This window comes from Cellulophaga sp. L1A9 (genome assembly GCF_009797025.1).
Classification (GTDB): Bacteria; Bacteroidota; Bacteroidia; order Flavobacteriales; family Flavobacteriaceae; genus Cellulophaga.
This window is the reverse complement of record NZ_CP047027.1, coordinates 4,682,641-4,697,793: the sequence shown is the minus strand read 5'-3', so window position 1 is coordinate 4,697,793 and position 15,153 is coordinate 4,682,641. Positions and strand designations below refer to the sequence as shown.

At 31.5% G+C, this 15,153-nt stretch carries 16 protein-coding genes and 1 pseudogene; 2 read left to right on the top strand and 15 right to left on the bottom strand.

Annotated features, from left to right (window positions below):
- Positions 1 to 107 precede the first annotated feature (107 nt).
- The 11 genes from GQR94_RS20585 to GQR94_RS22525 form a co-directional block, all read right to left on the bottom strand.
- Entirely contained in the window at positions 108 to 536 is a 429-nt protein-coding gene (locus GQR94_RS20585) for a hypothetical protein (protein WP_158978780.1), read from the bottom strand.
- Between the two features lie 12 nt (positions 537 to 548).
- Entirely contained in the window at positions 549 to 1,073 is a 525-nt protein-coding gene (locus GQR94_RS20580; protein ID WP_158979729.1) for an RHS repeat-associated core domain-containing protein, read from the bottom strand.
- A 261-nt stretch (positions 1,074 to 1,334) separates the two neighbouring features.
- Positions 1,335 to 1,814, bottom strand: a complete 480-nt coding sequence (locus tag GQR94_RS20575) for an SMI1/KNR4 family protein (protein WP_158978778.1) — start codon at positions 1,812 to 1,814, stop codon at positions 1,335 to 1,337.
- Between the two features lie 11 nt (positions 1,815 to 1,825).
- Positions 1,826 to 2,338: an RHS repeat-associated core domain-containing protein gene (locus GQR94_RS20570; RefSeq protein WP_233268519.1), complete on the bottom strand. Its 513-nt coding sequence runs from the start codon at positions 2,336 to 2,338 to the stop codon at positions 1,826 to 1,828.
- A 181-nt stretch (positions 2,339 to 2,519) separates the two neighbouring features.
- Positions 2,520 to 3,179, bottom strand: a complete 660-nt coding sequence (locus GQR94_RS20565; protein ID WP_158978776.1) for a hypothetical protein — start codon at positions 3,177 to 3,179, stop codon at positions 2,520 to 2,522.
- A 15-nt stretch (positions 3,180 to 3,194) separates the two neighbouring features.
- A complete protein-coding gene (locus GQR94_RS20560; protein ID WP_158978774.1) occupies positions 3,195 to 7,307 on the bottom strand; it encodes an RHS repeat-associated core domain-containing protein in 4,113 nt (1,370 codons plus the stop codon).
- Between the two features lie 15 nt (positions 7,308 to 7,322).
- Positions 7,323 to 7,706 carry a hypothetical protein gene (locus GQR94_RS20555; protein ID WP_158978772.1) on the bottom strand — a complete coding sequence of 128 codons (384 nt, stop codon included), beginning with the start codon at positions 7,704 to 7,706 and terminating at the stop codon, positions 7,323 to 7,325.
- Positions 7,707 to 8,083: 377 nt separating this feature from the next.
- Complete coding sequence (locus GQR94_RS20550) at positions 8,084 to 9,040, bottom strand: SH3 domain-containing protein (protein ID WP_158978770.1); 957 nt, start codon at positions 9,038 to 9,040, stop codon at positions 8,084 to 8,086.
- 2 nt (positions 9,041 to 9,042) lie between these two features.
- Positions 9,043 to 9,621, bottom strand: coding sequence for a hypothetical protein (locus tag GQR94_RS20545; protein WP_158978768.1), 579 nt, complete (start codon positions 9,619 to 9,621; stop codon positions 9,043 to 9,045).
- 101 nt (positions 9,622 to 9,722) lie between these two features.
- A complete protein-coding gene (locus GQR94_RS20540; RefSeq protein WP_158978766.1) occupies positions 9,723 to 10,481 on the bottom strand; it encodes a YARHG domain-containing protein in 759 nt (252 codons plus the stop codon).
- Complete coding sequence (locus tag GQR94_RS22525; protein WP_199271499.1) at positions 10,481 to 11,155, bottom strand: transposase; 675 nt, start codon at positions 11,153 to 11,155, stop codon at positions 10,481 to 10,483. Before GQR94_RS22525 ends, GQR94_RS20540 begins: the two co-directional genes overlap by 1 nt.
- Positions 11,156 to 11,387: 232 nt before the next feature.
- Here GQR94_RS22525 and GQR94_RS23000 point away from each other — a divergent pair.
- Positions 11,388 to 11,642: pseudogene (locus GQR94_RS23000) on the top strand (helix-turn-helix domain-containing protein); the annotation flags it as partial.
- A 12-nt stretch (positions 11,643 to 11,654) separates the two neighbouring features.
- A complete protein-coding gene (locus GQR94_RS20525) occupies positions 11,655 to 11,975 on the top strand; it encodes a hypothetical protein (protein WP_158978764.1) in 321 nt (106 codons plus the stop codon).
- 105 nt (positions 11,976 to 12,080) lie between these two features.
- Here the strand turns inward: GQR94_RS20525 and GQR94_RS20520 are convergent, their stop codons facing one another.
- The 4 genes from GQR94_RS20520 to GQR94_RS20510 form a co-directional block, all read right to left on the bottom strand.
- Complete coding sequence (locus GQR94_RS20520; RefSeq protein WP_158978762.1) at positions 12,081 to 13,004, bottom strand: hypothetical protein; 924 nt, start codon at positions 13,002 to 13,004, stop codon at positions 12,081 to 12,083.
- A gap of 589 nt (positions 13,005 to 13,593) precedes the next feature.
- Positions 13,594 to 13,917: a hypothetical protein gene (locus tag GQR94_RS22765; protein WP_233268517.1), complete on the bottom strand. Its 324-nt coding sequence runs from the start codon at positions 13,915 to 13,917 to the stop codon at positions 13,594 to 13,596.
- Between the two features lie 15 nt (positions 13,918 to 13,932).
- Entirely contained in the window at positions 13,933 to 14,151 is a 219-nt protein-coding gene (locus tag GQR94_RS22760; RefSeq protein ID WP_233268515.1) for a hypothetical protein, read from the bottom strand.
- 120 nt (positions 14,152 to 14,271) lie between these two features.
- Entirely contained in the window at positions 14,272 to 15,150 is an 879-nt protein-coding gene (locus GQR94_RS20510) for an SH3 domain-containing protein (RefSeq protein WP_074538135.1), read from the bottom strand.
- Positions 15,151 to 15,153 lie beyond the last annotated feature (3 nt).

Sequence of the window (15,153 nt, the reverse complement as noted above, 5' to 3'; positions counted from 1 at the left end):
TAGATAGCTTTCATTGTTGTTCTTAAAAGATACTAGCGCTAGCGTGTGCTATTACCTTTCATTTCTAACCATTATAAATATTTAAAACTCAAATAATTATAACTTTTTTATTCAGGATAATCTAAATCTTTTGAATAATCGACCTCTTCTTCTAACCAACCAATTTCATTACACCAATTTTTTATATCGGATAGTAATTCTTTTGTATTAATTTCTTTGAATTTGTATTTTTTTAAAGACTCTTCTAAATAATTATAAAAAGTATGACCTAAAGCGTGACGTATTTCTGTTTTGTACATTTTCTTATACTCTTCATAACTTACCGTTATATCAAGTGTCAATTCTTTATCCTTATCGTATCGTCTAAATGTTTTTCTGCCAATTTCGATAGGTAAACATCTGAAAGCAAAACCAATTATTTTTGGCTCATTTATACCTTTATATTTATTATTTACCTTATCCAATACTACTTCAAGTTCATCACTTAATTCAATTATGTAAGTTAAATAAGTATCGCAAACTATTGAAATTTCCATATTTATTTTATTCTAATGACAAGCTTTGTTTCCTGGTGGTAAGAAACCTTTCCAAGCTAAATATCCTTTTAATTTCATTCCTTCAAGCATTTGCATTAGTTTTTTAGGACCATTATGCGTTGCTACTTTTCTTAAGTTCATTTTTCTTAACCATTTTTGAGTATACCTTGTTTTTGGGTTTTTCGTTTCTCCTAATTTCCACAGCTCTCCTTTCTTTAAAAACATTTCTCCAATTGGATTTTTCTTTCCCCATTCCATAACTGGATACCAACCGTCTTTTTTGGCTAATAAAGCATAAAGTTCTTTAAGTCCAAATGGGTCTATAAATGAGTTAGAATCGTGTACGTATGCGTATATATTTGGATTGGTACTTTCTATACCTAAAGGGTCTTGGGAAATATACATCCCACTATCAGGTGAATAATACCTAAACCTGTTATAGTACAGCCCAGTTTTTACATTCTCGTACTGTCCTTGATACCTGAAAGGGCAATCTGCCAATGAACCTGTTACAAGTTTACGTACTTTTCCGTAAATATTTTATTTGGCTAGTTTTTGACCTCTTTACCTTGTGCTAGTTGGTGTTTGAAATTAAAAAGCTATCTAAATGCTTAGATAGCTTTTTTGTTGTTTCTTACTTTATATGGCATTCGTTGCAAACGAGCTAGCAGGAGAAGTTTTCATCATAAAAAATCCAAAATATTTTTATATTTATAGCTTTATAATTTTCTTATTTATATTGCCATTAATTACAAACTAGTAATAGAGCCATACTATATGGTAAAGCGGGCTCATATTCTATCTCATCTCTTCTTGAATTTTATTACAAAAATCTAAAAATGATGGTGCAACATTGGTTATATTTTTTGGGTTCTCGTGTTGGATATAAACAACAACACCAGTTTTTGACTCAATACAGAACAAATTTCCACTAGAATCATTACCAAAAGGTAAGTATTTAGAACTGATATCTTTTGCTCTCAAATCTGCCTTAAATGATTCCCACATTTTTAATATAGAGTTTTCCGAGTTAGAAATCTCAAAAAAAGCTCCTATGTCCAACAAATTATATTCATCCCTCCTAACTTCATAAAAAGAATCTCTATAAAAAAATGCTCCAAATGGAAAGACAACACCATTATATTGAGTGTAAAATAAAATAAAGTCTTTTTTTCCTTCAAAATCAAAAGGAATGCTCTTTACAATATCCTCTTCAACTAAAGTTGACTTAGTTTCATTAAATGTTAAATTAGGGTCGGTAAAAAATTTACTTTTCATTCTTTATAATTTTATTTGCAAGCTTTGGCAATTTTAGATGCATCATCTGTATTATATTTTACTTTGGGATGATTTTCAAAATCATTAACACCACCTATGTGACTTTTTTTATGTGCTTCAAGTGAAACTAATTGCATTCTCATGTCACCAGTATCTGGGTTATAACTTACATGGTGAGAAATCCATTTACTTGAATCAAAGCTTTCCTTTAATCCTGCTGATTTATATAAGGCTACTTTGTCTGCATGATGGTAACCTGTCGCTTTAACCGTAAAAGTCCCTTGTGCTTTGGGATGTAAAGATTCATTCGGAAAAGTTATATGTTCAGCCAATCCAAAAGGATCTATCCAACCGTTAGAATTGTGCACATTGCTGTACATATTGGGCATTTCACCTGCAAGCCCAATCGGGTCTTGGGATATATAAATACCTTGATCAGGTGCGTAGTATCTAAACCTATTATAGTATAGCCCAGTTTCTACATCCTCGTACTGTCCTTGATACCTATAAGGGCAATCTGCCAATGAACCTATTACAAGTTTACGTACTTTTCCGTTAATATTGTATTTTGCTTGGCAAGTTTTTGACTTCTTTATCTTGCGCCAGTTGGTGCTTGAAAATAAAAAAGCTATCTAAATTTTAGATAGCTTTTTAGTTGTTTTTTAGTGTGTAGGGCACTCGTTGCAAACGAGTGCTAGCAGGGTTTTAAGTATTTTGTATAAAAAATAAACCTGCTTCATCACCTGATTTAAGCTTTTTTATGCTTTTATCGACATAAAAATAACCTATTCCTGTTTGGAAAATTTTAAAATCCTTTTCAATATCTTCTTCTAAGAGTTGTAAGTAAAATTGATATTTAGGGCTAGGATTAATAATATCTTGTTCAAAGTAAGGAATACTTTGTAGTTTTGAAATATCTAACCCCATTCCATTCTCTTCAAAGAATACGTGTTCTTTCTCCATGTATTCTTCAGTGTCTGGTATAATCTCAAAAAACTTTTTCTTCAGAACTATTTCCGATAAATTTAATTCTTCATCATTCGTATGGTCGTAAATTAAAACTTTGCTATAACCTTCTTTTAAAATTGCTAAGTCATTTTTTTGATTAACTGTATATTTCGATGTTAAAGAATCCTTTACACCTCCTAAAAAATGGTTTTCGAGTGAAATAAAAATAGAAATATTTTTATTTTCTGCTAGACTTCCATTTCTGAAAAAATTAGAGAAAAATGTACATAAATGTGTCTGATTTATATTTGTATCCGGAATTTTAGGCCAAATATTATTGGGCATTTGAATACTTCCTCCACCAACAAAACCTATACTATTTTCTGTTTTATGGTCAGTAAAAATTAATTGTGACATTTTAAATATATTATTTTAGTGACAGCCTTTTGACTTAGCAAACTTTTCAGCCTGTCGTTTCATATTTCTTAATTGCTCTTGACTAATTACACCTCCATCTACTAAGACCTCTTGCATAGCTTGATACATAACCCTTATATTATGTTTTGCTCTTTTAAAATATTGATTTCTCCCCATTCCTTTAGCTGCTTTTATTCTTGCTTCAGCATCATGCACCGCTCTATGCAAAGATTTATCTAAAGCCATTGCAGGATTGCCTTTTGCACCTGCTCTAGTAGTAATATCTGTTAAAGGACTATCTTTTAAGAATGCATTTCTTAACATTTCGTGAGCGTCTAAACCGTCACCTACGTGCGCTTTTGAACCATAACCGGCAACTTCTCCGATACCTAATAGTCCTAATGGGTCTATCCAAGTATTAGAATCACTCACATAAGCGTATAAGTTAGGTTCGCCACTCATCAACCCAATTGGATCTTGACTTATATAATTCCCAACCTCCGCATCATAGTACCTAAACCTGTTATAGTACAGCCTAGTTTCTACATCCTCGTACTGTCCTTGATACCTATAAGGGCAATCTGCCAATGAACCTATTACAAGTTTACGTACTTTTCCGTAAATATCATATTCAACTTGCCAAGTTTTTTCACCTTTACTATTGTACATTTCTACAGGTGTCCCTAAATAATCTGTAATAATAGAGTAGGTGTCTTCTTCTGTAATTTTAGCTGAGGGTTTAAAGCTATTTTCATCAAAAACCCACGTAATTAAATTTTCAATGGGTTCTGGCTTGCTTGTGCTCAGTAAACCAAATTCATCTACCACTAAATCTGGTCTGCTTTTTAGTTTGTAGCGCCATTCGTGCAACGGTACATTACCATCCCAAACAAAACGGGTAATTGTACCTTGACTGCCAAATTTAGGCTGATCAATTTTAGCGGTTCTTCTGCCTAATGCATCATACTCAAAACTTATTGTTTGTTGGTCTGGGCGTTCTACGGCTTTAAGCATTCCATTGCCATACCATTGGTACTTATAAGTGCCTTTCGGGGTTTGTTTTATGACAAGGTTACCCTCTTCATCATAATGGTATTTGGTTCCATTAGCTTCTGCCAATTGCCCGCCCGCATTGTATTTACGGTCTGTTTGGTTTTTGTTACGGTATAAATTACCTACTTCATCGGGTAATTTATAATCCATATCATGGTTTTCATATTTAGCTGTTGCTAAACTTCCAAAATTGTCATAGCTGTAGGTAACTTGGCCTTGTGTTAGTTGGTTGACCATTCTGCTAAGTCTATCATTAGCATTCCACGCATAAGTACGGTGTCGCATTTCATTACGCCCACGCTTTACAACATGTTGTATGGGCCTGCCTGCTTCATCGTATTTTTTTGTGGCTTTAATACCGCCAGGCAACATCCGTTCTACTTCCATACCTACAGAATTGTAAGCAAAATTAGCGGTCCATGGCGTTGCTACTTTTGTAGTATTGGGTGCTACATTAGCCTCTTCAGGTACATTTAATTGGGCATTCATAGCTTCAATTTGCCCAATTTTATTTCTGTCAATAGTTATATCAGCCCCTAGGCTACTGCTTATTTTTGTACGGTTGCCTAAATTATCATAGGTACTTTTTACCAAATGCCCATCTTGGTATTCGGCTACTATCGCTCCACTAGCGTTCCGAATAAATTGAACTTTAGTATTTAGGTTTACAGCTTCAATTAATTGTCCGTTTTGGTTGTAACTATACGTTTCCCAAGTACCATCGCTATGTTCTGCTCTGGTAATTCGGGCGTTATTGTCATATTCATAATCGGTAAATCTACCTTCGGGCCTGTTTATGCGTTGTACTTTACCTGCACGGTCGCGTTGGTAAATTCTGGTTAAGCCATCAAAACCAATTTCTTGAACTATAGCGCCATTTGCATTTCGTTTAAAACGGTAGCGTTCGCCATGTTCATTATCTATATAACGTAATTGCTCTTCGGTATCATAATTAAAAAACACTTTTCTGCCTCGTTCTTCACGCATTTTTAAACTCCCCATGGGAGTGTATTCAAACCTTACCTTGCCATTGCGTTGGTGCATTTCGGTTACTTCATCGTAGGCGTTGTATTTTAACAGAATTTGGTTGTGGTCTGGTTCTACCACTTGGCGTACTCTATCTAAATCGTCATACACAAAGCTCTCTTCGTAACCTTCGGCATTTACTATTCTAATACAACGCCCCCATGCATCATATTCCCACTCGGCAACTGCTTCATTGGGCAAATGCATTTGTGCCAAATTATAATCTGCATCATAGACTAACTCTGAAATATTTCCGGCATTATCGCGCACCTCTTTAATTAATCCTTTGTTATTATAATCAAAAGAAGTTACCCCTCCATCAGTACCTATTACGGCATGTAATTTATCTTTTTTATACGAACGAACTATGGCGCCACCTACGGGGTATTTGGTAAGTACTAATCTATCTTTTTCATCATAAACAAATGTGACTACAGCCCCGTCTGGTTGGTGAATACTGGTAAGGTTTCCTTTCTGGTCGTAACTGTAGCCTGTAATATTCCCTTCTTCGTCAATATCACGATAAGGCTCCATAAACTCAGTATATTCATGAAAAATATGTCCACCTAGAGGACCTGTAACTTGTGTACACAGGTTTAAATTATTAAAATAATAAATTGTTTGAGCCCCCAAAGAATTGGTTATGATATTGTAATTTTTTCTGTACTCCAAAGTTCCAGACAGAATATCACCGTCTCCCCAAGTTTCGATACATTTTGCACCTGTTTTTTTACCATCGTATTTCCAATAGAATGCTTGACCATTTCTATCGGTTTTTTTAACCATAAGATGGTTCTCATACTCCATAAGCGTATGTTGGTCTACTGCGTCAGTAATTCTTATTAAATCACCTTCTTTATTATAACCATACGATAGTAATTGCCTTACTTTGCCCTTATGTGTAATTTGTATGTTTGTAACTCTTTTGTATTGATCTAAAGCCAACTCTAAAACACGACCAACACTATCTTGAATAGCGGTAAGCGTATTGGCACTGTTGTATTCTAAGGCTAATTTAAAGCCATCAGCATTTATAATTTCAGTTGGTTTGTAAAGATTGGGGGTACGCCTTTTATACACATACGTTAGTGATGTGTTTTTATCTTCAAGCTCATAGGTGTATTTATCTACATAGCGCAATGTTAGCTTTTCTTGCCGATTATAATATTCTTCTTCTGGAATATGAAGCATTGGCATTGCGGTAACGCGCCCGTCAGGTAGTCGTAACACTATGGTATCTTCTTCGGGTACTAGATGCAAAGAAAGATCGTAATTGCTATGAAAGCCATGACCCATTAGTCCTTCATAACCAGAATCTGAATACCAATTACGTTCCCATTGAATAGGGATAGGTCCTGGAATGCTAAAGTCTTCACCATCATACACCATACGCCCTGTAATTAAATCTACGGGCTCAAAGCCCATTTTGCAGAATTTTTTACTTAAACCCTCTGTTGATTTAAATTTTTTGAGCACGCCATGATTAAATTTTTTTAAAGCTTTGCCTCCTAATTTCATTAAAGACCCAAAACCATAACTCATAACAAGCCCCATTAAAAGCCCCATAAGATCGGGAGCGTAAGGACCACCCACCATAACTGTTTTACCCATAGGTAAGGGTATACTCATAGAAGTGGGTAAATACATACTAGGTATTGGTCGCATTTTTTTACCCGGAGTTAGTGATAATGGCATCCCTATATCACTACAAGTCATTAGCATATGCCCAGACGGTGAAAAATAATTGTCTTCAGCATTCACTGTTGTACTTCCAAAAAAGTTCATAGAATCATGACCAATCATTGGAGCCATTAAAAATGGTCCGCCCATAGGAATATGAAAAAAAGTACCCAACATGCCTGCTGTTTGGCTATTGCCTTTTGGTACACTATTTACATTTACTGTAGAACCTATAAAAGGAATATAGTCCATAGGATCCATTACCATCCCAATAAACGGATGCGGTAAAGGTGTAGGTACTCCTAAGAGTACTACAATATGTATGTCTATTCCTAAAACTGGTGTAAAATGCTTGTTAGCTAATAACATACGTTTATATTTTTTTTAAACTACAATTCCTCTTTTAAAATTTGCTTGCTCTGTTTTTAATTTTTCTTTCCAATCTTTGCCTTCTAAATGAGTCATAAACTCATCTATAGAGAATTGAATTTTTTTATCAGAAAAATTATAATATTCTAAAGCAATAATATTTAAGGAGCTTGTTTTTAGTTGTTCTATGCTAAGGGTTTTTCCAAATTCGTAAGCCTGTTGAACTATTTCTTTATACCGCTTTTTTAATTTCTTTTGAATCAAAGTGTATGCAGTAATATATGCCGCCAATGCTTGTTGTACCATTTGAAATGAGATAGCTAACTCTGCTTGCTTACAAAACAAATCAGCAGCAGCATCTAGTTTTTTCTGAAGTTGCATATGTTCTACAAACGCCATTGGATGAAAGTGCAAAACATTTTTTTGTGAAGTTTTAAAATTTCTTATATTTTTTTTATCTGCTTCTTTTTTTTCATCTTTTGTATAATAACTATAGACAATAATAGCTAAAAATGCCCCTGCTGTTAAATTAGAAAAAGAGTTTTTGTTTTCTTGTTCTCCTTTTTCTACCTTATCCCAAAAACAGGTGTTTTTTACACGTTTTTTTAATAAAGCTATATTTTCATCCTGTTTTTTCTCTAGATTTTTCTTCTTATCTCCAGTAGCTTGATTTAATCCTATTTTATAATATTCTTTTATTTATTTTTCAATTTCGGACTCAGTATAGCACGAGTAGCTGAGTGGCAATGCTATGTTTTATTTAAACAGAAAGTTCTTTACCTAACAAAATCTTTACTAACATAACCTTCTTTACCATTTAACGCTATCTTAACCCAACCCTCTAAAACTTCTAAAACCGTTAATTCATCTGTTGGGTAAGCTTTCCCTACTTTCGCGGCTGTTGCATTAGGCAGCGCTCTTAAGTTTAAATACGTTTTTACTTGAGCATAGACTGTTGAACCTACTTCTAAAGTACTGTTTTTCTTCTCTGAAATTGTACCATTGTATAATACAGTATACTTATATAACTCTGAAAAGGTCTCTTTTATATTTCCGTCTTCACCCTCTTTATTCCTGTAATAATTAGTGTAAATATTTAGATTTTCATCTAAATAAAATAGTTTTACGAAACTCTTTGTTTCTGTTTCATAAAAAAAACTAAGAGTGAATTCATTCAAAATATTTAAATTTTCATCAAAAGAAACTAAATACCTGATAGGTTTAATAAAATTCTCATATTCTTTATCATAATTAAAATTCACAAAAAAAACACATAAGTATACCCCATCTTTATTTTTTATAATATTTTCTAGTCCTGAAGATTTAATACCTACTTTTTGAATATAATCTTTATCATCATATAAAGGATATTTATCTTCTTCAACTGATGATAAAGTTGTCGGCTTATAAAAGTTATGGAAATAATCTTTTAAAATTTCACCTTTTGAAGAATAAATAAATTCATTATTTAATTCTATATCTGTTCCTTTTTTAATATAAAAGCTATTTTTATTTCTAAACTCTTTATCAGTAATCTTATCATTTCCTAATGGTAACTGACTTAAGTTGAAATTAGATAATTGTTTTACTCTTAACGAGGTGCTATCTGTTAATTCTACTTTTATTTCTACTAAGTTATTATCTTTTAATTTTTTTTCGCTATTTCTAGATTCAAAACAACTAGTCAATAAACCTAATATACAAAATATTTGTATTAACATTAATTTATACATTTCTATTTATATTTTGGTTTTAACACTCCTGAATACAGATGCGAATTGTGATGAGATTTAGCAGTCATATGATCAAACTTCTTCTTTGCATGACCTCTAAGCTGACCGTCAAATCCAAATTTATTCATAGCATTTATAAAGTTTTGTTCTCTAGTATCATCATCTAAATAACTAGTATCAACACTTTGACCATTATTGTGTGATATACTAGGAAAGCATGTTCCGTCCTCTTCACACATTCCTCCTGAAACAATATCAGTATACCCCACTTCTGTTAAAGCACCTATAAAACAAGCAAAATGTTCGGGTCCACAATATGTTCTTGCTGTAGATGTAAATGCAAATTTCACAGATTTATTATTTACTTTTTTATTTAGTCCATTAGGAAGTTTAACTATGTGTTTCTTTCCTGCACCTTTATTATAAACAACTCGCCTAAATTCCCCATCATATTTCCCATAAGTTCTAATGGTTCCATCTGGATAAGTGTATTTTTTACGAGAAGATGCGTGTGCATAAGTAACAATATTATTAGCATCATATCCTGATTTAACAGTATGAGATTTATGCTTTCTACTCATTACTTAAAAGTACAAAAGCTAACTAAAACATTTATAATTTTAATTGATGTTTTCTTACTCGATATGGCACTTGTTACAAACGAGCGCTAGAGAGTAAAAATTTACAACTTAACTAAACCTGTATCTGTAAGCTTGTATTTTTCAACCTTAGTTGATACTTTTTTGTCTCGTTCCCAATCTTCTATAGTAATTTCTAAATCCTTGTGATTTAATACAAAATCATATTCTTTATGATTGTCATAAGGACCAAAACTACCATAAAGTTTTTTGATTTCAATCAAGTCACCAATAACTAAATATGAGTGTAGGTTTTGATTTGGATATGCTGTAATTATAAATCTATATTTGTTAGGGTTTAGACAATCAAGATTAAAAATAGATCCATCAAACAAAATTTCTTTTATTTGCGGTTTAAGGCTGTTATGACTTAATTCAATATCAATTAGTCCGTTTGGAAGTTCATCATTTTCTATTCTAGAACCCGACAAGGGGTATACCTTTGAATTATTATGATCATAATAATTAATACAATTAACTATTGAGTAATCATTTTCTACCTCTTCTAAAGTCTTTATTTTAGAGGTATAACTACTTTCTTTTTCAGTAAATGATAAAGAAATATTTGGATTAGGTTTATACCAAGCTTTTTTATTGAAATATTCAATTAAATCTTCACTTTTAAAAACATGTCCTTTTCTAGCAAAAACTTCATTTCTAAGTAAACGTAATTCTTTTTTAGATTTTGTTTTTAATATTTCTTCTGTTAAATACTCAAATGATGAAACTACTTCTTTCGATTCTGTTTGTCCTTTACAGGACAAAATACTAAATAGTAATATAAATAATATAAATTTTTTCATTATAATTGTTTTACGTAATTTTTAGGTCTAAAATATCCTTTCCAACCAGCATGACTGGCTAAAGCTCCACCATTTTTTTGATATACAGAAGTACGGGTACAATTATATCCTTCATAGCCTTCATTTTCGTTATTATAGTTTTCATCCGAAGAACCATTCATTCCAATAGATTCTACTCGTGCCACATCTATAATCACAGAACCTCGCGCGCTTTTGTAAAGCGTGACTAATTGTTTTCCTATTTCAAATGACCATAGAGGGTGTGCTTTAACCGAAGGGATTTCTGAATTGTCTTCTTCATAGATTGCATAGCTACTGTTTTTCCAATCTCTTTCATGATAAACTAATTCTGAAGCCACAGAATTATAATGTATATAATTTATACGTTGTTCTATTTTTTTGCTAGTATCTAAAATTACGGGATGATACCCATCTTTCCAAACCTTATAACTAACACCTTTCTTTACACGCTTTGCTGCATAATTAAATTTAGCTAAAAGCCATTCCCTTCTACTTTCAGGAAGTTCTTTTATCACTTTTATAAATTCCTTAGAGGTGTGTTTTTTCAAATCGCGAATAATGTCCTGCAACTCGTTTTCTTGAGAACTAATAATAAGATGAATATGACTACTCATATATACGTACGCATGTACGGTTAATCCTTTGTTTGCCATACAATAATTTAGAGAATCATCTAATATTTTAAAATAGGTTGGTCGAATAAATAAATCTACCCAATCAATTATTGTTATTGTCACAAATGTTGGAACGGCACTATCTATGACTTTATATCTCTGAGACCTTGTTTAAACATTATAAATTGCATTGCAAATACTAAAGAAAATTAGACACACTTCACAGAAGTGCGCCAGGGTTGCGGATATGTCGCGCTAGGGGCTTCATCCTTCTATTATTGGACGCTACGAAAGAGAACAAGCTAAACCAACGATTGATGTTGTTAAAAATATTGCTAAAGCATTAGATACAACTGTAGGGTATTTATTAGGTGAAAATGAAGATGCAAATCTTTTAAAAGATACCGCAATGCTTAAACGTTTACAGCAACTTAGTAAACTGCCTGAACACGACAAAAACTGTATTTTATATACTATTGATAGCTTATTACAAAACGTAAAAACTAAACAAGCTTTTGCTAAATAAATTATAAAACTTATGAGCTATTTTTTTCTTATTCTTAATACTATTACCCGTCTGGTTCAATTGAGCTTTGACCTCCATAAAAACCCGAAAAAAGCTAAAACTTATAGCCATTTAATTACCTATAAATATTCTCCTTTTACTATTGCTGCTTTTATGCTTATAACAACAGTCTTACTTGTGGGTATTTCTCCAATTTCTTTTTATACAAAAGCTAAAATTGGTGGTATTGGTTATGGGTATTTTGCTTTTAGTATGGCTATAAGTATGGCCATTATATGTTTTCTTTTTGCAAGACATTATTATAATGAGTTTAAAAACTATAAACCTCTTTAAAAACTAAAAAACCACAGCGTTTTAAACTGTGGCTTTTCTTATATGTTTTTATAGCTTACTCTTAATTGCCACTAGTTACAAACTAGCGGGAGCGGGGCTGGGAACTTATTCTACTTTATAAACATTAAATTTCTTTAAATCTAAAAAATTAAAATCACCCAATTCTTTAGTTATTTCATCATCTGAATCTAATTTCCCAAAGTTTTTGGTCACTTTTTGTAGTTTCATTCCTTCTTCGTTATTTTTAAAAATGTATGTATTTGTATCCCATTCGTTTAAGTTGTTATTTGTTCTGTTTGTTGAAAATGATAAAGTTCCATTATCTAACTTTAAATCATAATACGAATAGTCAGCGTCACTATTCCATTCCTCACAATTTAAACATGGTAATATTGAACTAGATTCAAAAAATAATTTATAAAGACCTTTTTTTGATGACTGCAATAGTATTGTTAATAGATAATGCTCTGAATTATTATTCTTATCTCCTATGTCAGTAACTATTATAGCATCTTCTAAAGCATCGTTGTTAAAATCTCCTTTTATAGTTTCTAATGTTTTTTTATCTTTATAGATGAACTCCTCAAGAGCTAATTCATTATTTTGTTTTCTCAACAAATCACATTCTTCCTCTGAAAAACATTCAGAGCAAGGTTCTTGTATTTTTTCTATTGTATTTGAAAACTTATTTTCTACATAAATACGTTCATTAATTTTCCAATAATGTTTTTTTGAATCAATTAATTCAAAAGTATAATTATTATCATTTTTTAATTTAAAGTTGATAACATTTTTTTTTATTTTTTTGTTTAAAATCTCTGCTCTAATTGTTTCTTGACCAGTAATTTCTTCAATAAAGCCGCCAGTTAATACTATTGTGTTTATGCTTGCGGAACAAGGATATAATAATATGTCTTTTTCATTTATTTTTGATACTTCTATAAAAGTCCCTTCATTTAGTTTAATGTCTTGACCTGTGCAACTACACAAAAAAAACAGTAAGAAAAAATAGTTAAAAAATTTAATCATTGTCATTATTATTTGTTTTTTCTTACTTGTGTAACTGTTAATACTGTGTTTTTTTTATCTTCAGGTTTAATGCCTACTAATGTGTTATCTTCTTTTAAATATAATTTATTTTTAGTTGTAACTCCTTTTAGTACTTTATTACTCTCAAATGTACCAACTTCAAAGTATCTATAGTAGATTTTACCATTTTCACATTTTCTCCCGGTGATTACGAAGAAATGTTCTGTACTGTTATCTTTATTGTAAGTCTTATTTTTACCTTTATCAACACCAACTAATACAGGTTTCTTTTTAGATAATTGACTGTCAATATATCTAACGCCTAAAAGCTCATCTCCTGTTTTCTTAAGAGAGCCATCAGTTAAGTTAATGACAGTTTGAATAACATTACTGTATTTATAGGTTCCATTATCATATGTCTCAGGAAGTTTATTACCTAAACTTCCGCCTTGAACTTCATAATTTTTAAGAACCTTAACACTTGTTCTCCAACTAAAATAGTATTTCCTTTTTCTACTCGGGCCACATCTATAATCGCAGAACCTGGCGCGCTTTTGTAAAGCGTGACTAATTGTTTTTCTATTTCAAATTACCATAGAGGACGTACTTTAACCGAAGGGATTTCTATATTGTCCTCTTCATAGATTGCATAGCTACTGTTTTTCCAATCTCTTCTTTCATGATAAACTAATTCTGAAGCCACAGGATTATAATGTATATAATTTATACGTTGTTCTATTTTTTTGCTAGTATCTAAAATTACGGGATGATACCCATCTTTCCAAACCTTATAACTAACACCTTTCTTTACACGCTTTGCTGCATAATCAAATTTAGCTAAAAGCCACTCCCTTCTACTTTCAGGAAGTTCTTTTATCGCTTTTATAAATTCCTTAGAGGTGTGTTTTTTCAAATCGCGAATAATGTCCTACAACTCGTTTTCTTGCGAACTAATAATAAGATGTATATGACTACTCATATATACGTACGCATGTACGGTTAATCCTTTGTTTACAATACAATAATTTAGAGAATCATCCAATATTTTAAAATAGGTTGGTCGGATAAATAAATCTACCCAATCAATTATTGTTATTGTCACAAATGTTGGAACGGTACTATCTATAACTTTATATCTCTGAGACATAGTTTCAAGATAATAAATTGCATCGCAAATACTAAAGAAAATTAGACACACTTCACAGAAGTGCGCCAGGGTTGCGGATATGTCGCGCTAGGGGGTTACGCGCTATCGGATTATAATAAATCAAAAACCTAAATAAACATATTTTTTCAATAATTCTCCTTTATCTAAAACAAATAGCACGTTATAGTTTTCGGAAGCATTATTATCTGCTCCTGTCATTGAAATAATTATTTGTTTATTACTTTTTTTGTAAACAATGACTTTCTCAAAACTAGGGTCTAATAAATTATAGAATTCTTTTGATGATATATTAAAGACTTCTTTATAAAGCGTAATAACAATACTTTGTATTATATATTTAGGATTTGCATATCCACCATATACACCGTCTCCTTCTTTTGTTTTTACAGATAGATTACCTCCATCATTAACAACATTATAATCATCTAAATTAAATTCATTTTTAGATATTTCTATTTTAATATCCTCTTCGGAAAAAAGAATTGTATTGTCACTTTTTTCTTGTTGATTTAATCTAGGGTAAATTAATTCTTTAATCAAAAAAGGTGTCTTTTTATTTAAAGAATTAATATTAACAATAGTGTCTTTGTCATACGAAGAGTCTGATGGGTCAATACTATTTATAGTAGCACAAATCTGCTTATTATTATTAGCATTATTTATTCTGCTTTTGTGCACATAACCCTTTAATCCCTTTAATGTTTTTACAGAATACCAATTGCTATTAGATATTGTATAAAAAAAATATTCATTTTTAGAAATAGTACCAACGACAAGAGATTCAGAGTCTGGTTTTAATCTAACGTTAGTATATCCATCTGGATCATTAATTAAACCTATTTTAGTAGTATATTCTTCATTATTAGGAGAATAGTATTTTGTGTCTTCAACATGTACTACATTATTTACTTTGCTTACTTCTTTATCTTTACATGAAAAAAAAGCAAGGAATATATATATAAATACCATTCTTGTCATAAC